General features: G+C 55.2%; 14 protein-coding genes. 9 read left to right on the top strand and 5 right to left on the bottom strand.

The features are described 5' to 3' along the window. Nucleotides 1-89: 89 nt before the first annotated feature. The 6 genes from hflX to AB8B76_RS04420 all read left to right on the top strand — a co-directional run bounded on the left by hflX (nt 90) and on the right by AB8B76_RS04420 (nt 6,266). On the top strand, nt 90-1,352 hold the full coding sequence (gene hflX, locus AB8B76_RS04445; protein ID WP_405270670.1) for a ribosome rescue GTPase HflX: 1,263 nt from the start codon (nt 90-92) through the stop codon (nt 1,350-1,352). Between the two features lie 86 nt (nt 1,353-1,438). Further along, a complete protein-coding gene (hflK, locus tag AB8B76_RS04440) occupies nt 1,439-2,587 on the top strand; it encodes an FtsH protease activity modulator HflK (RefSeq protein ID WP_405270668.1) in 1,149 nt (382 codons plus the stop codon). Nucleotide 2,588: 1 nt separating this feature from the next. Next, nucleotides 2,589-3,464, top strand: coding sequence for a protease modulator HflC (hflC, locus tag AB8B76_RS04435; RefSeq protein WP_405270666.1), 876 nt, complete (start codon nt 2,589-2,591; stop codon nt 3,462-3,464). A 104-nt stretch (nt 3,465-3,568) separates the two neighbouring features. Further along, on the top strand, nt 3,569-3,763 hold the full coding sequence (locus tag AB8B76_RS04430) for a DUF2065 domain-containing protein (protein WP_405270664.1): 195 nt from the start codon (nt 3,569-3,571) through the stop codon (nt 3,761-3,763). A gap of 2 nt (nt 3,764-3,765) precedes the next feature. Beyond that, complete coding sequence (locus AB8B76_RS04425) at nt 3,766-4,977, top strand: ATP phosphoribosyltransferase regulatory subunit (RefSeq protein ID WP_405270662.1); 1,212 nt, start codon at nt 3,766-3,768, stop codon at nt 4,975-4,977. After that, on the top strand, nt 4,974-6,266 hold the full coding sequence (locus AB8B76_RS04420; protein WP_405270660.1) for an adenylosuccinate synthase: 1,293 nt from the start codon (nt 4,974-4,976) through the stop codon (nt 6,264-6,266). Before AB8B76_RS04425 ends, AB8B76_RS04420 begins: the two co-directional genes overlap by 4 nt. Nucleotides 6,267-6,268: 2 nt before the next feature. On the opposite strand, the gene AB8B76_RS04415 is transcribed toward AB8B76_RS04420, so the two are convergent. From AB8B76_RS04415 to AB8B76_RS04400, 4 genes are all read right to left on the bottom strand, one after another. After that, the gene (locus tag AB8B76_RS04415; RefSeq protein ID WP_405270658.1) at nt 6,269-6,979 is read right to left on the bottom strand and encodes a helix-turn-helix domain-containing protein; all 711 of its coding nucleotides are present in this window, start codon (nt 6,977-6,979) and stop codon (nt 6,269-6,271) included. Nucleotides 6,980-7,184: 205 nt separating this feature from the next. Further along, a complete protein-coding gene (locus AB8B76_RS04410; protein ID WP_405270656.1) occupies nt 7,185-9,173 on the bottom strand; it encodes a M48 family metallopeptidase in 1,989 nt (662 codons plus the stop codon). A gap of 23 nt (nt 9,174-9,196) precedes the next feature. Then, nucleotides 9,197-9,790 carry a LemA family protein gene (locus AB8B76_RS04405; protein WP_405270654.1) on the bottom strand — a complete coding sequence of 198 codons (594 nt, stop codon included), beginning with the start codon at nt 9,788-9,790 and terminating at the stop codon, nt 9,197-9,199. Between the two features lie 48 nt (nt 9,791-9,838). Then, the gene (locus AB8B76_RS04400; protein WP_405270652.1) at nt 9,839-11,956 is read right to left on the bottom strand and encodes a molybdopterin-dependent oxidoreductase; all 2,118 of its coding nucleotides are present in this window, start codon (nt 11,954-11,956) and stop codon (nt 9,839-9,841) included. Nucleotides 11,957-12,170: 214 nt separating this feature from the next. Here AB8B76_RS04400 and AB8B76_RS04395 point away from each other — a divergent pair, with 214 nt between their 5' ends. Genes AB8B76_RS04395 through AB8B76_RS04385 form a run of 3 tightly spaced genes read left to right on the top strand, consistent with a single transcriptional unit; the run spans nt 12,171 to nt 15,576 of the window. Beyond that, nucleotides 12,171-13,619: a circularly permuted type 2 ATP-grasp protein gene (locus AB8B76_RS04395; protein ID WP_405270650.1), complete on the top strand. Its 1,449-nt coding sequence runs from the start codon at nt 12,171-12,173 to the stop codon at nt 13,617-13,619. Beyond that, entirely contained in the window at nt 13,616-14,548 is a 933-nt protein-coding gene (locus AB8B76_RS04390; RefSeq protein WP_405270649.1) for an alpha-E domain-containing protein, read from the top strand. Before AB8B76_RS04395 ends, AB8B76_RS04390 begins: the two co-directional genes overlap by 4 nt. A 2-nt stretch (nt 14,549-14,550) precedes the next feature. Further along, nucleotides 14,551-15,576 (top strand): putative zinc-binding metallopeptidase, encoded by a 1,026-nt coding sequence (locus AB8B76_RS04385; protein WP_405270647.1) that lies wholly within the window; start codon nt 14,551-14,553, stop codon nt 15,574-15,576. Here the strand turns inward: AB8B76_RS04385 and AB8B76_RS04380 are convergent. Beyond that, nucleotides 15,536-16,297 (bottom strand): proteasome-type protease, encoded by a 762-nt coding sequence (locus AB8B76_RS04380; RefSeq protein WP_405270645.1) that lies wholly within the window; start codon nt 16,295-16,297, stop codon nt 15,536-15,538. The two genes, AB8B76_RS04385 and AB8B76_RS04380, sit on opposite strands and share 41 nt — an antisense overlap. Between the last annotated feature and the right edge of the window lie 132 nt (nt 16,298-16,429).

The following is a 16,429-nucleotide window of genomic DNA, read 5'->3' as shown; positions in this document are numbered from 1 at the left end:
GCAAGGCAACACCTTTTCTCGTCGACCTGCTGTTTTTCGAATTGTTATTCGTAGGGTCGACGGGATAGCTAAGACACACGGGAATCCCATTGTTTTTTGATCGGCCGGACAGCGGAGAACGTGCTGTGCTCGTCAATATCAGCCTGGATAACGACGGTGGTGGTATTGATCCCAGAGAGTTTGAGGCATTGGTGATTTCGGCGGGAGGTGATCCTGTAGCTCTGGTTACCGGCCATCGCAGTACACCGAAAGCGCGAAGCTTTGTGGGCAGTGGAAAGCTCGAAGAGATTGCGGAAGTTCTGCAAGCTGAGGACGCGTCGCTGGTAATCTTCAATCACAGCCTGAGTCCCAGCCAGGAGCGGAACCTAGAAGCTTCCCTCAGTGCCCGGGTACTGGACCGCACGGGTTTGATTCTGGATATTTTTGCGCAACGCGCACGAACTCACGAGGGCAAGCTGCAGGTGGAGCTCGCTCAGTTGCGGCACATGAGCACGCGACTCATTCGAGGATGGACCCACCTCGAACGCCAGAAAGGCGGAATTGGTATGCGTGGCCCAGGGGAAACCCAGCTGGAAACGGATCGCCGCTTACTGCGCGCCCGGATTAAATCGATTAGCGCTCGGCTAGACCGTGTGAGGCGGCAGCGCGGACAGGGTCGCCGTGCGCGTCAGCGTGCCGAACTGGCGACCGTCGCCTTGGTCGGTTATACCAACGCAGGTAAATCGACCCTGTTTAACACTCTGACTGACTCAAAGGTGTATGCGGCGGATCAGTTGTTTGCGACCCTTGATCCGACCCTCCGTCGCCTGGAAGTGGATAATCTAGGGCCTGTGGTGATCGCGGATACTGTAGGTTTTATTGCACGATTGCCTCACGGGCTTGTCGAAGCATTTAAGGCCACGCTGGAGGAGACGCGAGAAGCGGACTTGCTCTTGCACGTGGTTGACGCCGCTAGCGAGGAACGTGACGACAACCGTCGCGAGGTGCAGGCGGTTCTTGAGGAGATCGGAGCAGAAGAGCGCCCCGTATTGGAAATTTACAACAAGATTGACCTGCTGGAGATGCAGGCGCGTATCGATCGAGATGACGAGGGACGCCCTTATCGTGTCTGGATCAGCGCTGAGAAGGGTTTAGGCCTCGATCTTGTTCTGGAAGCTTTGGCAGAGCTTCTGGGTGATGATGTACTGGCCCAGGACGTAGAGCTACGACCGGATCAGGCAAAACTTCGTGCCGCGCTTTATGCCTTGGGCGCGGTAGAGAACGAAAAATTTGGCGACGATGGTAGTGCGCATTTACAGGTGCGCTTGCCTCGCTCGGACTGGGAACGATTGATTTCCCGGGAAGGCGCCTAATCGCAGTAGCGGATTTTAGCGTTGGCCACATAGTTGGCTTGAGATTTTGCTAGAATGCCGCGCTTCCTGTTTTGAGGAGATAGATCATGGCCTGGAATGAACCGGGTGGCGGTAATAACTCACGCGACCCCTGGGGTGGCGGTAATCAGGGTCCACCAGATCTTGATGAAGCGCTGAAAAAACTGCAGCAACGCTTTGGCGGCCTGTTTGGGGGCGGCAAAGGTGGCGGTGGAGGTGGCGGCGGTGCGTCAGCCTCGTTGTTCATCGTACTTATTTGCGGTGCCGCTTTAGTCTGGGGCCTCATGGGCTTGTACCAGATTGACGAGCAGGAGCGCGCCGTTGTGCTGCGATTCGGCAAGTACCACTCCACGGTACGTCCGGGCCTGCATTGGAACCCCCCGGGCATCGACGAGGTTATTCGAGTCAACACTACCAAGGTTCGCGCGGCGAGCTTTAGGGAGATCATGTTGACTCAGGATGAGAATATCGTCGAGGTTCGCATGTCGGTCCAGTACGTGATCGATGAGGTCAAAGATTACGTTTTACAGGTTCGCGAGCCGGAAAACTCTTTGCAGCAAGCTGCGAAGAGTGCGCTTAGGCACGTTGTCGGTGGCATGACCATGGATCTGGTCCTCACCGAGGGTCGAACACGCATCGCGACAGAAGTTGACGAACGGCTGCAGAACTACCTGACCAGCTATACCACGGGTATACGCTTGTCGGCAGTCAACGTTGACGATTCAAAGCCGCCCTCGCAAGTTCAAGCCGCGTTTGATGATGTGATCAAAGCGCGAGAGGACGAAGAACGCGTAAAAAATGAAGCCCAGTCTTACGCTAACGGCATCGTGCCGGAAGCCCGAGGTCAGGCGCAGCGGCAAATCGAGGAAGCGAGCGCTTATCGAGAGCAGGTGATCGCAAATGCCGAAGGTGAGGCCGATCGCTTCAACAATTTGCTTGCGGAGTATCGCAAGGCACCAGAGGTTACCCGAGAGCGTTTGTATCTGGATGCAGTGCAAAACGTACTCACCAACACCAGCAAAATCATGGTGGATGTTGAAGGCGGCAATAACGTGATGTATCTGCCGCTGGATAAACTTAACGCTGGGGCTGGCGCGACTCGCAGAAGCGCGCCAATGGACATTAACTCCAGCAACATCCGTGAGCTGACTGACGCGGTAACCGAGCAGCTGCGCCGGGATGCTGCGGCGCAGCAATCACGACGGGGAGGACGTTGATATGACGGGACGTTCATTAACGCTATTGGTAGTTGTAACGCTTGTGATGTTCGTAGCGAGTAACTCGCTGTATGTCATCAAGGAAACGGAACGGGGCGTACTGTTGAAGTTCGGTGAGGTCGTCAATCCGAACCTCGAGCCTGGGCTCCACGTGAAAGTGCCCTTCGTGAATAACGTGCGTAAGTTTGATGGTCGAATTGTCACACTGGATTCCCAGCCGGAACGATTTTTCACCCAAGAGCAAAAAGCTCTGATCATTGATTCTTATGCCAAGTATCGAATCGCAGATACCGCAACGTTCTACACCGCAACAAATGGTGAGGAGTCGCGCGCAGCAGGACTGTTGGCCCAGCGTGTCAACAACCGCCTGCGTAACCAGGTAGCTATTCGTACAATTCAGGAGGTCGTTTCCGGCGAGCGGGATCAGCTGATGGAAACGATTACCCGAGAGTTGGATGTCGTTGCCCGCGAGGAGCTCGGTATCGAGATCGTCGATGTTCGCGTGAAGCAGATTGATCTGCCGCCCGAAGTGTCCGAGTCGGTGTATCGACGTATGAATGCGGAGCGAGAGAAGGAAGCCCGGGAGCGTCGCTCCCAGGGACAGGAGCTCGCTGAAGGTATTCGCGCTGCGGCCGATCGTGAAGTAACGGTAATCAGCGCTAATGCGTATCGCGAAGCCCAGCAGGTGCGTGGTCGAGGCGACGCTGACGCCACGCGAATCTATGCGGAGGCCTTTGGTCAGGATCCGGAGTTTTACTCCTTTACCCGAAGCCTACGAGCCTATCAGGACTCATTCCAGAGCAGTGGGGACATCATGCTGGTGCGACCCGATAGTGAGTTTTTCCGATATCTGAAGGACTCTAGCGGAGGCAATTAAGGCATCGGCTGCATTGGCAGCCCTGTGCTAAAATACGTAAACCGTGGAGGATGGTGCGCTAGGTAAGCGCGTCCAAATCCACGGTTTTTTCTTGGGGGAGTGTTTTGCAGGAATTTTGGCAGGTATTTCCCGTTGCCGTGGCGCTGGTCTTCGTGATGGAAGGCTTGTTGCCTTTTATGAGTCCTGGGCGCTGGCGCTCAATGATTGCGACCGTCGCTCAATTGGATGACGCGGCTATACGGCGCTTTGGGTTGGGTAGCATGTTGTTTGGCGTCGTGATGTTGTATCTGGTGCATTAACAGTGGATAAGCAAAGCCCCATTAGGGCGTGGCAGTTGCCGGACGGTATTGATGAACTTCTACCGGACGCAGCGGCACAAGTAGAGGAACTCCGTCGCAGCCTGTTGGATTGCGCGTCCCGTTGGGGCTACCGCTTGGTAATGCCTCCCATGGTTGAGTTTACAGATTCGCTGTTGGTGGGCGTCGGCGAGGATCTTGATCTCCTTACTTTCAAAGTACCGGACCAGGTGACGGGTCGGATGCTGGGTCTGCGCGCCGACATGACACCTCAGGTTGCGCGCATGGATGCCCACAGCCTCCACGGTGATCAGGTGAATCGCCTGTGTTACGCCGGTTCTACATTGCACACGCGTTCAGGGTCCCTGGCGGCCTCGAGATCCCCCTTACAGCTGGGCGCGGAGCTTTATGGGGCTCAAGGCCTCTCCGCGGACATTGAGGTTATTGCCCTGATGTTGAGCATGCTCGACGTGGCAGGTGTAGAGATCGGCAACGCCTTAACCCTGGATATAGGGCACGGCGATATTTTCAAACACGTTCTTGCAGCCAGTGGAGCCAAAGACGCTGGCATCGAATCGGAAATTTTTGATGCGCTGCAGCGCAAATCCCGGCCGGATCTCGAGCGGCTATTGGAGCAATTACCGGCTGGTTCGAGCTCCGGTTTGCGTGCCTTGATAGACATGCACGGCGATCTCGATGTTCTCGATCGAGCCGAGGCTGAGCTTGCGGGGACCGCGCCGGAGATTCGCAAGTCCCTGGAGGAGCTCCGAGCGCTGTCTTCTGCGTTACAAGCTCGCTACCCGGACGTATCGCTGTATGTAGATCTGGCAGAGCTTCGCGGATATCGATATCACACAGGGGTCGTGTTCGCCGCCTACACTCAAGGCTTGGGTGAAGCCCTTGCCAGAGGCGGGCGCTATGACAACGTGGGCAAGGTCTATGGTCGATCTCGTCCCGCCACCGGTTTTGCTACAGATTTACGACTACTGGCTTCGCAACTCAAAGCCCAGCATTCTTCTACGGATGCTATCGCTGCGCCCGATCTGGAAGACGCGGCACTGCAGGATGCCGTCCGATCGCTACGCAACGCCGGAGAAACGGTGATCGTAGAGTTCGATGGAGATACGGATTCTCGCTGCGCGCGGGAGATGACAAAAATTGATGGTCAGTGGCAGCCCCAGATGCGGCAAAAGTCACTCGTTGGAGAAGGTAAATGAGCCGGAATGTGGTAGTACTGGGCACCCAGTGGGGCGATGAAGGTAAAGGGAAGATCGTTGATCTCCTGACCGACCGCTCCGAGGCGGTTGTTCGTTTTCAGGGGGGGCACAATGCTGGGCATACCCTCGTGTGTGATGGTGAGAAAACCGTTTTGCACCTGATACCCTCCGGCATTCTTCGCGAGAACGTTGTCTGCTGTATTGGCAACGGTGTGGTTTTAGCGCCCGATGCTTTGCTGAAGGAAATCGTTGAGCTGGAAGAACGCCAGGTGCCGGTACGTGACCGTCTGAGAATTTCTCCCGCCTGCCCTTTGATTTTGCCCTACCACGTTGCTTTGGATAACGCGCGCGAAGTACGTCGCGGTGCGGACAAGATTGGTACCACCGGTCGTGGTATCGGCCCCGCTTACGAAGATAAGGCGGCTCGACGAGGCCTGCGCTTGGGCGACCTTCAGGATCCCGTGCGTTTTGAGCGAAAGCTCCGGGAAGTCATGGAATATCACAACTTCCAACTGGAAAACTACTACAAGGTAGATCCTGTCGATGTGGAGGAGGTTCTGCAGTCCAGTCTGACGATGGGTGAGCAGTTGCTGCCGATGATGACTGACGTAACCGCGATGCTGCATCAGTTCAGAGCTGAGTCCCGCAGCATCTTGTTTGAAGGAGCTCAGGGCTCTCTTCTGGATATCGATCACGGCACTTACCCCTTTGTGACCAGCTCCAATACCACGGCAGGTGGTACCGCAACAGGCTCTGGTTTTGGCCCCCTGTATTTGGATTACGTTCTCGGTATCACCAAAGCTTATACAACGCGTGTGGGTTCTGGCCCTTTTCCTACGGAGCTCTTTGATGCGACGGGCGAGCATCTCGCGAAACGCGGACACGAGTTTGGTGCTACCACGGGCCGTGCGCGGCGCTGTGGATGGTTCGATGCCGTGGCATTGCGAAATGCCGTGAACATTAACTCTGTCAGCGGTATTTGCCTGACTAAGCTCGATGTTCTGGACGGCCTTGAGTCGATTCAAATTTGCATTGGTTACACCAATGCGTCCGGGGAACCCGTAGCCAACCCCATGGACTCCGAGGATTACGAAGGGCTGGTACCAGTTTACGAGACTGTGCCGGGCTGGAGCGAGTCTACCGTGGGGGCGAAATCCCTTGATGATCTGCCCAAGGCAGCACGCGACTACATCTCGACTATAGAAACGGTGGTCGGTGCGCCTATCGACATTATTTCAACCGGTCCAGATCGCGTAGAGACAATTATTCTTCACGACCCTTTCAGCTAGGTTTAGTGATAGCGCTGGCGATAATCACTGTAGCTGATGCCGGTCCAGCGCCTGAACGCCCGATAGAAGCTGTTCACCTCTAGGTAGCCCAGTTCGTCAGCGAGGCACTTTCCCGGAAGCCAGCGCTCCCGGAGACGGGATTCGCAGCGGTACTGCCTCGCTCTATCCAAGAGGAACTGATAGCTAGTGTGATCGTTGCGCAAGCGTCTGCGCAATGTGGTGCAACTGATACCCAAGGTGTCAGCAACACTTTCGGCCCGCACTCGAGAAAGGTCATCATCCAGCAATATGCGCAGTACCCGGTCAGTCGTTCGCGAAAGGGGCATGTAACCCCCTTTGTGTTCTTCGTCGTGATTTGCGTTCGCGCTGGAGAGTGTCCGCTGTTGAATTTCATGTTGTGGCCCTCTATGACCTAGATCCTCTTTAGCACCCGGACAATATGCCTCTGTTAGGACGTCAGACTGATAACGCGCGAAGTCCCCCCAGTGGTTGCGGTTGCAGTCAGGAGCAATCAGATGAAGGTCTGAGCTTATGGGTTGTTCTCTTTCTGGGGGTTGCTCCCGGGGTATCTGGTGGTAGCCCACGGTGATCTGCCGGCCCCTGTTTCCAGGGTTTTGCCTTGGCTCTTGATGACAGTGCACAGGATGTTGTGGCGTGCTCTGCGGTAAGGGTCGTGGAGCGGGAACAGGTCGGGAATGAAAAATCTGCGTCATCGATGCCTCCTTGCTCGATAAATTGATTTCCTATTCGTCTCACCTGATGTCAGGCGAACTCAGGCTCGATATCGTCCTTGATGTCGAGGTGTCTAAAACACTGTAAAAGCTTAGCAGAGCACAGACAGATGAAAAGGTACTTCGTAATCGATCGGCCACAAATGATCGAATGCAGCGATCCTTGAGAGTGTTCTGCTTGGGAGCCTTAGCCCAGCGATAGCTCCGGCGGAAGCGGGCAGTCCATAACCGCGGCGACTGCGATAACCAACTCACGCTCGATGGGACAAACCTCTCCATCGTCGGCCGCTGCCAGGGCCATGGCTTTGAGGATTCGAGGCTTTAGTAAGGGATAGCAGTCAGCCAGAGTGTGCACGCCCCGACTGAACTCAGCGACGCTGCACTGGGCGAGGGGCAGAAGCTGCAGCCCCGGCAGCTCCAAGTCCTCGCAGGCCAAAGCAAAAGCACGGTCACTGTCGCCTGTACCCTGATGGGCTAGAACGGAAAGAACCTGACGCAGAGGCGCCCGCACTTTAGCCATGTGACGATAGCGAGGTCGACTGTTCTCTACACGCAGGTATTCCGGATCCAGGTAGTGTCTGAGCAGTTGAAACAGGCACCATTCAAAGAGATCAATCTGTCCATCGCTCTGGATAACAGATAGCAATGTGGTTTTGAACTCCCGATACTGAGGTGTAGACATGCTCTTTAGAGCCGGCATGGCAGTGGCCATGAGAGGGAAGCGTTGCCCTGGCCCCAGACTAGCCACTTGAGGTAACAATCTCGCGACCAGCTCTCCTTGGCCCCGAGTAGCTTTCTCTTTGAGAACAGCCAGCGCTGCGTTTAGCGTGTCACCCTGCCGCCGGGCGGTAACCAGGGCGAGAGCTACTGCGGTAGCGCCCAAGGGCTCCAAGACGGCATCGTGCAAAGCCTCAGGTATTTCTTCGACCGTTGCATTGACGAGATCATTCTTTGCGAACGCATCTGCATCACTTTGCTTTTGCGAAAACTCTGCATCTTCGATGATTGTCTGGCCATCACCGGCGCTACCAATCTCATCGGGAAGCGTGACATTCGCCATGGCGGCGGCGACCAGCGCGGCTCTGCCAACTCCTGTCTGCACGTCATTGGCTGAAAGGGGCTCAGTCGCGTAGCGAACTTCAGAGCGCTGGATAAACTGTCCGTTCCAGTTTTTATCCAGACGCCGGATGCGTCTATCCAGAGGAGGGTGGGTGGCGAATCCTTCCCACAGGCGGTGACGTACTTCGCCAAAGAAAATGTGCGACATTTCCGGCGCTCTTGCGCTATGAACGAGCGATCCGGGAACGAAACCACCAATCACTTTCAAGGCATCGGCGATGCCGCTGGTATCGCGGGTGAACTGTACGGCGCTGGCATCGGCCAGATATTCTTTCTGGCGGCTGATGGCAGCTTTGATAAATCCCGCGGCGAGAGAACCGAGCCACCCTATGATCATCAGGCCCAAACCAACGATCGGCAAGGCGGCGCTGCTCTCACTGCGTCGATTGCTTCGGCCGACGCCATAGGCCCCCATCCGTAGTAAAAAATGCCCTACATCGCCGATGAAAGTTATACCTTTGAGCAATGAAGCGAGCCGAATTCCCAGGCGCATGTCACCGTTAAGGATATGGCTGAATTCGTGCGCCACGACGCCTTGAAGTTCGTCCCGGTTTAGCTGAAGGGCGGCGCCGCGCGTAACGGCGACAACAGCATCGGTAGGATTAACGCCCGCAGCAAAGGCATTGATGCCGCGCTCGTCGGGGAGCACGTAGAGCGCCGGTACCGGCATGTTAGCCGCAAGAGACAGTTCTTCTACGATGTTCAAACAGCGTTTTTCGTAAGGGTCGGCGCTCTGGCGTAAGACTCGTCTGCCCCCGAGGCTTTCCGCGACGGCCTTGCCCCCGGAAGCGAGCTGCAGCCATCTCACCAATGAGACGAAGCCGACGGTGGATATTACCGCCAGGCCAATGACGGCGAAGCGGTCCCAGGAGAAGAGGGCCAGGTAGCCTTTCCAGCCCGTGCCGCCGACATAAATATTGTAGTCCCCACCCACCCACAGAAACGCCGTTACCAGTGCGTTCACCAGCAGTACGATGAGAGTGAGCGCCAGAATGAACAGCACTACGAGGTAGCGCGTGTTACGTCGGGCGCGATCCTGCTGAGAGAAAAAGTCCACGACGGGAGCTCATTAGTCTTGCATCAGAAGCTAACGGTAGGTGCGGCCTGAATCTGCGCCGAATCATCAAACTCGAGAAGTTCAGCGTCGCTAGGGTGACCAAAGGTGGCTGCCAGAACCACCGGCGGAAAGCTTTGACGATAGGTGTTAAAGGCCATGATAGCGTCGTTGAAGCCCTGACGAGCAAAGGCTACGCGGTTTTCAGTGCTTGTGAGTTCCTCAGACAGCTGCTGCATGTTCTCACTGGCTTTCAGGTCTGGGTAGGCTTCCATGGTGATGTTAAGTTTTCCAAGTGCTCCCTGGAGGTTGTTTTCGGCGCCCGCTAGGCTGGCCATGGAAGCACCACCGCCGCCTTCTCCCAGTGCTTTGAGCACAGCAGCGGCCTCGTTTCGGGCGCTGACTACCGCATCCAATGTCTCGCGTTCATGGGCCATGTAGGCCCTGGCGGTCTCAACCAGGTTGGGAATGAGGTCGTAGCGGCGTTTCAGCTGGACCTCAATCTGGGCGAACGCATTCTCATGGCGGTTCTTTAGGCTGACCAAGGTGTTGTAGATGTTGATGACGTAAATCACCAAGCCAAGTAACACCAGCCAAAACACGATCGACGAAATTTCCATGAGACTACTCCTTAGCTAACAAGAGAACCGGGTACGGTAGAGCTTACCTTATGCAATAGCGCGTAGCTTGACGGGCACTCCGTTAATGGCAGCGTTGCCCGAAAGTTCGTCCAGGTATGCGGCATCGGTAACGTCATTGCAGGATACCCCGGCGTTTGCGCTAGCGGTTTTCATGCGTATCCCCTGGCGATTGTGGCCGAAACCATGGGGAAGGCTAACCACACCTGGCATGACTTCGTCAGAAGCTAAGAGGGTTACCGTAACTTCTCCACTGCGCGACTGTAGAAGCGCCTGGTCGCCGTCCTTGAGTGCATGAGCGCTCAGGTCCTCGGGATGTACCATCAGTTGATCACGAGGTTTACCCTTAACGAGACGATGATAATTATGCATCCACGAATTGTTTGAGCGCACATGCCGTCGGCCGATAAGCAAAAGACCCTCCGCGGGTGTGTCTCCAAAAGTGCTCGCCAGGCGATCGAGATCCGCTAGGGCCTGGGGTGCTGCGCAATGAATCTGTTTGTCAGCGGTCATTAGGCGATCCGGCAGCATAGCTTGTAGCTCTCCGAGATCGATTCCTGACGGATTTTCCTTGAGCTTCTCGAGGCTCAGGTCGTGCTCGCTACCCTTTCCATAGGGGCCAAACTGCAGGCCGACATCGATCATGTCATGGGGCGCTACGAGCTCCTTTGGTTCCTCGCCGAGCGCACGCGCAACACGTTCGCCCAAGGCGGTGAATATCTCCCAGTCATGGAGCTTGTCGGATGCAGGCTCGAATACCGGTGGGTTGTAGCGGGTTGTGTTGCGCATTGCATTGATATGGAAGGCGATATCGTAATGGTCATGCTCCAACGGCGAGGTCGGCGGCAGAATGATATGGGCATGCCGAGTAGTCTCGTTGATGTAGGGATCCAGCGACACCATAAAATCCAGCTGTGGCAGCGCGTCGTCCAGCGCCCGGCCGTTAGGGGTGGAGAGTACGGGGTTACCGGCTCCAGTGAACATGACACGGATCTGACCTTCGCCCGACGTGGTGATTTCTTCGGCCATTGCTGCCGCGGGGAGTTCGCGGTCGAACTCCGGGAGGTTGCGAACCCTACTGCGATGCCGATCGAAACCACCGGGACCTGTGCGTGGCACTTGATCCACTGCAGGCAACGTAAACATGCTGCCACCGGGCTTATCCAGGTTACCCGTAACGATGTTGATGATCTGTATGAGCCATTGGCAGAGACCGCCAAAGATTTGGGTGGATACGCCCATGCGGCCATAGCAAATGGCTGCACCTGACTCGGCAAAATCTTTAGCTATGCGACGGATGGTTGCAGCCTCAATACCGCAGTGTTGCGCGGCGTGCTCCGGAGTAAATGTCGCAACGGCAGCGGCTACATCGTCAAGGCCGGTAGTGAACGCTGAGAGCTTCCCGGGATCAGCGATTCCGTCTTCAAACAAGGTGTTGAGCATTGCCGCAAGAAACAGCGCATCGCTACCGGGAACGATGGGAAGGTGCTCGCTCGCCAGTTCGGCGGTTTCTGTTCGACGAGGGTCCACGACGATAAGCTTGCCGCCCCGCGCTTTCATATCCTTGATGCGTTTCTTCACATCGGGGACAGTCCAGATGCTGCCATTGCTGGCGAGCGGGTTAGCGCCCAGCATTAGAAAGTATTCACTGCGATCAATATCCGGGATCGGGAAGAGAGACTTATGTCCAAATAACCATAGCGATGTGAGATGGTGAGGAAGTTGATCGACAGATGTTGCTGAGAAGCGATTCTTTGATCGCAGCCAGCGGAATAAGTAGTTTTGATGGGTCAGCATGCCGTAGTTGTGCACCGCCGGGTTACCCAGATACACGCCGATTGAATCCACGCCGTGCTCCCGATAGCTGCGCATCAGCGCCTCTGCGGTGCTATCGAGGGCTTCGTCCCAGCTAATTTCTACCCAGCTATGCTGCCCGTCCTCACCGCTAACCCGTTTTACGGGGTAACGCAGACGATCGGGATCTTCGTGAATGTCCTGTAAGGCTACGGCCTTTGGACAAATATGTCCCCGACTAAGCGGGTCGTCCGGATCACCTTTTATGGAGAGAATTTCTTCGCCCCGGGTTTCAATTTTTAAGCCACATATAGCTTCACAGAGATGGCAGGCGCGATAGTGGGTTTGTGTCATGGGTGAGGTCCAGTAATTTAAAAGCCGTTAACCAATAAAAAGTCGTTAAAAGTACATCTCGAGTCGGGATTCTTCAGCAGAATCTCCCGCTCGTCCACCTTGCATAAGAGTTCTGGCAAAGAGGTCGACGCATTGCTTTGTCTCAGCTTGCTACACTGTAGCACTGCCGACAACGGGAATCCCTAGTGGGCCCGCAGCTATTGATGGAGGGATCATGGACAAGAACTGGAACCGCTATAGCGCGTCTAAGTATTACGACGAGCTGATAACCCCCAAGGGCACTCCCCGGCAGGTGGCCCGGCCTGCGGTCAAGTTGCTGAAAGAATTGCCGGTAGACGATTTGGCCGCGCGCCGAACGGCTGCCGAAATGGCTATCCGAGAGATGGGTATTTCCTTCACCGTGTATAGCGAAGCGGGAAACATTGATCGTGCCTGGCCCTTTGATCTTATTCCTCGCGTGATTACTTCCCGGGAGTGGGAAAAAGTACGCCGGGGACTTGAGCAGCGCAGCCGTGCGCTCAACATGTTTATCCATGATGTCTATAACAAACAGAAAATCTTTGCCGATGGCATAGTCCCACCGGAGACAGTACTCGAGTCCACCAACTTCAAAGAGCAGTGCATGGGCGCGTCTCCGCGATTCGGTGTATGGGCGAATATCTGCGGCTCGGATCTGGTGCGCGACGGCGACGGACATTTCTATGTCCTTGAGGATAATTTGCGAGTGCCCTCAGGCGTGTCCTATATGGTGGAGAATCGCGAAATCACCAAGCGGGTGCTCCCGGAGATTTTTGAGAACTACAGCATCCTTCCTGTGGATGACTACCCCTCACAGCTTTACTCCATGCTTGCAGCGCTATCACCCAGAGAGCGGAAGAGGCCCGTTATCGTTGTGCTGACGCCGGGTATTTACAACTCTGCTTACTTTGAGCATGCGTTCCTGGCGCAGGGCATGGGCGCAGAGCTGGTCGAAGGCGCGGACTTGTTCGTTGGGGAAGATGACTGTGTTTACATGCGCACAGTCGATGGTCCGGTCCAGGTGGATGTTATTTATCGTCGTATCGACGAAGACTTTATGGACCCGGAAGCGTTCCGCGAAGACTCCGCTCTGGGCGTCCCCGGGCTGATGCGTTCCTGGTTGGGTGGCAAAGTGGGTATTGCAAACGCTCCCGGCTCCGGAGTGGCGGACGACAAAGTGGTCTACGCCTTTGTGCCCGACATGATTCGCTACTACTTAAATGAGAAGCCTTTGATTCGCAGCGTGCCTACCTATCTGTGTATGCGCGAGGCAGACCGTGAGTACGTTCTCAACAATTTGGAGAAGTTGGTTGTGAAGCCTGCGAACGAGTCAGGTGGCTACGGCATCATGGTGGGCCCCCATGCAGACAAGGCGACGCACCGTAAGTTTGCCAAACTCATTGAAGAGAATCCTCGCAATTATATCGCGCAGCCGACCTTGTCGTTGTCTACGGCACCTACGTACATCGGTGACCAGATAAAGCCACGACATCTCGATTTGCGGCCGTTCATCTTACAGAGCCGTGATACCTGGGTAACCGCCGGAGGGCTAACGCGAGTGGCTATGGTGGAGGGGTCACTGGTAGTGAACTCTTCACAGGGCGGCGGCAGTAAGGACACCTGGATTGTGGAGGGGCGACTATGATTATGCTGTCTAGAGTTGCCGAGCGTGTTTACTGGATGGCGCGCTACATCGAGCGTGCAGAAGATACAGCGAGGTTAGTGGCTGCTTACAACCACTTGATCATGGATATCCCAAGGGGTTCCCAGCCGGGTTGGGAGATTTTGGTGCGTATTCTGGATGCGGATCCCGTGTTTGATGAGTGGTTTAACGTGCGCAATGAGCAGAATGTGTTGCGCTTACTTATTGGCGAAGCTGAGGCGTCCTGCAGCATTCCCTATGCGGTACACGCGGCTCGTGAGAACGTCCGTACAACCCGAGATGTTATCCCGGACGAAGTGTGGGAGCTGGTTAATGAGCTGCATCTGTATACCGCTGAGGCTTCAGAACACTCCGTAGGGCGGCGTAATCGGCAGCAATACCTCGAGCAGGTCATTCAGCGTTGCCAGGTCATTAACGGCGTACTGCGCAGTACCTTGTGCCGTGATCATTGCTACCGTTTTATCAAACTTGGTCAGCTCCTTGAGCGCGCCGACATGACTACGCGAATCATTGACGTGGGTGCTTCGGACTTTTTAGAGCGCGAGGGAGCGGCGCAGGGTATAGAGCACTTGTTGTGGGGGACGCTACTCAAGTCCATGTCCGCACTGGGTGCCTATCGGAGGATGATTGGGCCACAGGTAGAGAAAAACGCTGCCGTAGACTTTGTGTTTATGGAGCAGACATTTCCGCGCTCGGTACGTTTTTGCGTACGAGGCATTCGAGAAGAGTTGGGTCCGCTCAGCAACAACAAGGCCGCGCTCAAGGTCGTGGAGCGCACTCGCCGCAAGTTGCGTGGCTTTGAGTCCACAGAGTTTGACCAGAATGAACTGCATGCCTACATCGACGAGCTGCAGCTCATTATTAGCGACGTACATCAGGCTATTTTCGAAAGCTGGTTTCACAGTAACTAGGAATGAGACGTTTTGCTTGTGACTGCGGTAGCCCCGTCTACTTTGAAAATGACTTCTGTATTAACTGTCAGTCAGCGCTGGGCTACGATCCTAATCGTGCAGATCTGATAACCCTCGCCGACTGGGGGGGAGGGGTGTTTAAAGATTTTCAGGGCAATGCGTTTCGTTACTGCTCCAATGGAGAGACCTTTGGCGTATGCAATTGGTTGCGTCCGGCGGACTCCCCAAGTCAGTTTTGTACAGCCTGCCAGTTCAATAGAACTGTCCCCGATCAGACCCGACCCGAGAACAAGGAGCGTTGGCTGGTGTTGGAGCGCGGAAAGAAGCGCCTCTTCTACACTCTTGCGCAACTAAATCTGCCTTTGTTGAATGGCTGGGCAGACCCTCAGCGTGGATTACTACTGGACTTTATTGAGGACGCTCGGAGTTCGGAAAAGTTTCCCGAGACCTTTGTATCCACGGGTTACCTTGGTGGGGTGATTACGATTAATGCCTTGGAGGCGGATGATGTGGCTCGGGCGACTGTGCAAGACGAGCTAGGGGAGAGTTACCGGACCGTGCTTGGACACTTGCGTCATGAGTCCGGACATTACTACTGGTCTTTATTGAATCCTGATGTGAGTTTGCTGGGGGAATTTCGTCAGGTGTTTGGCGACGAACGTAGTAATTATCAAGCGGCACTTGATGTGCACTATAAGAACGGCCCGCCTATGTATTGGAGGGATCGATTTATCAGTTCCTACGCCAGTTCCCATCCGAGTGAGGACTGGGCCGAGTGCTGGGGACACTATCTTCATATCTACGATGCTTTAGATACGGCTTGGGCTCACCAACTGTTGCCGCGCCAGCCGGGGTCAATGACGATGTCCGAGCGTTTGCGCGCCTGGTCAAAGGTAAGCCTGATGCTCAACGAACTTAATCGCAGTGTCGGGAGGGGAGATGCTTATCCCTTTGTGATCAACGAGGTGGTTGCCGAGAAGTTAGAGCTTATTGATCTGGCGATGGATCGGCTTCGAACACTGCGCTGAGCGAGGGCAGGTTGTCGAAGGCGAGTCTAATGTTGTCGTCCCAGCTCTGGCGAAGATCCGCAAGATAGGGGTGCCCTTCCTCAAGGACGCAATATTCCTCATGGGGCAGCAGACTGTCTTTTCGATAGAAAAGACACTCCAGGGGTGGTCCAACGGTCGCGTTTGAGCGCATCGTAGAGTCTACCGATACCAGAGCACAGCGCATGGCGGTTTCTACGGGCGTGTCGCTCCTTACGATTCTGTCCAGAATGGGCTTTCCGTACTTGGTCTCACCAATCTGAAGATAGGGGTACAGATCAGAGGCGGTAATGTGATTACCTTCCGGATAAATCATATACAGCTCAGGCGCGTGCCCTTTGATTTGTCCACCCAAAATAAAAGTCGCACTGGCGTTAAAGCCCGCATTGGGACCGCCTTTCTTGGCGTACTTCTGCTGCTCTTTCAGGCTTATCTCGCCGATATAGTCTGCGACGTCACTGACGTAGCGGGCATTGAAAATGTTGACCTCGGTGTCTTCTTCCAAGTCTCTTTGTATCTGCGCAATGACTGCCTGGCTTGTTGCCAGGTTGCCAGCGGTCAGGATTACCATGGAGCGCTCGTAGGGCACGGAGAAGCGATGCATCTTGCTGTACTTGCTTACGCGATCCGGTCCGGCGTTAGTCCGAGAGTCGGAGCAAAAAACCAGTCCTTCCTCTAGCGCGATGGCGAGGCAATATGTCATGAAATAGCGTCTGCGGATTCTTACCAATGAAGCGGGGGAATATAACAAATATTGCGCGGCGGGCACCCTTGACGAAATACGTTAAGCTCTGCTCCGATTATCGTTTTCAACAGGGCCCTCTGTACTGTGAGG

Source organism: Congregibacter sp. (assembly GCF_045107095.1).
In the GTDB taxonomy this organism is placed as follows: Bacteria; Pseudomonadota; Gammaproteobacteria; order Pseudomonadales; family Halieaceae; genus Congregibacter.
This window is presented reverse-complemented; position numbering and strand designations above follow the sequence as displayed.

Coding starts and splice junctions, on each gene's coding strand:
- hflK (WP_405270668.1), top strand. CDS start 1,439: ATGGCCTGGAATGAACCGGGTGGCGGTAATAACTCACGCGACCCCTGG.
- hflC (WP_405270666.1), top strand. CDS start 2,589: ATGACGGGACGTTCATTAACGCTATTGGTAGTTGTAACGCTTGTGATG.
- AB8B76_RS04420 (WP_405270660.1), top strand. CDS start 4,974: ATGAGCCGGAATGTGGTAGTACTGGGCACCCAGTGGGGCGATGAAGGT.
- AB8B76_RS04415 (WP_405270658.1), bottom strand. CDS start 6,979: ATGACGCAGATTTTTCATTCCCGACCTGTTCCCGCTCCACGACCCTTA.
- AB8B76_RS04405 (WP_405270654.1), bottom strand. CDS start 9,790: ATGGAAATTTCGTCGATCGTGTTTTGGCTGGTGTTACTTGGCTTGGTG.
- AB8B76_RS04400 (WP_405270652.1), bottom strand. CDS start 11,956: ATGACACAAACCCACTATCGCGCCTGCCATCTCTGTGAAGCTATATGT.
- AB8B76_RS04395 (WP_405270650.1), top strand. CDS start 12,171: ATGGACAAGAACTGGAACCGCTATAGCGCGTCTAAGTATTACGACGAG.
- AB8B76_RS04390 (WP_405270649.1), top strand. CDS start 13,616: ATGATTATGCTGTCTAGAGTTGCCGAGCGTGTTTACTGGATGGCGCGC.
- AB8B76_RS04385 (WP_405270647.1), top strand. CDS start 14,551: ATGAGACGTTTTGCTTGTGACTGCGGTAGCCCCGTCTACTTTGAAAAT.
- AB8B76_RS04380 (WP_405270645.1), bottom strand. CDS start 16,297: ATGACATATTGCCTCGCCATCGCGCTAGAGGAAGGACTGGTTTTTTGC.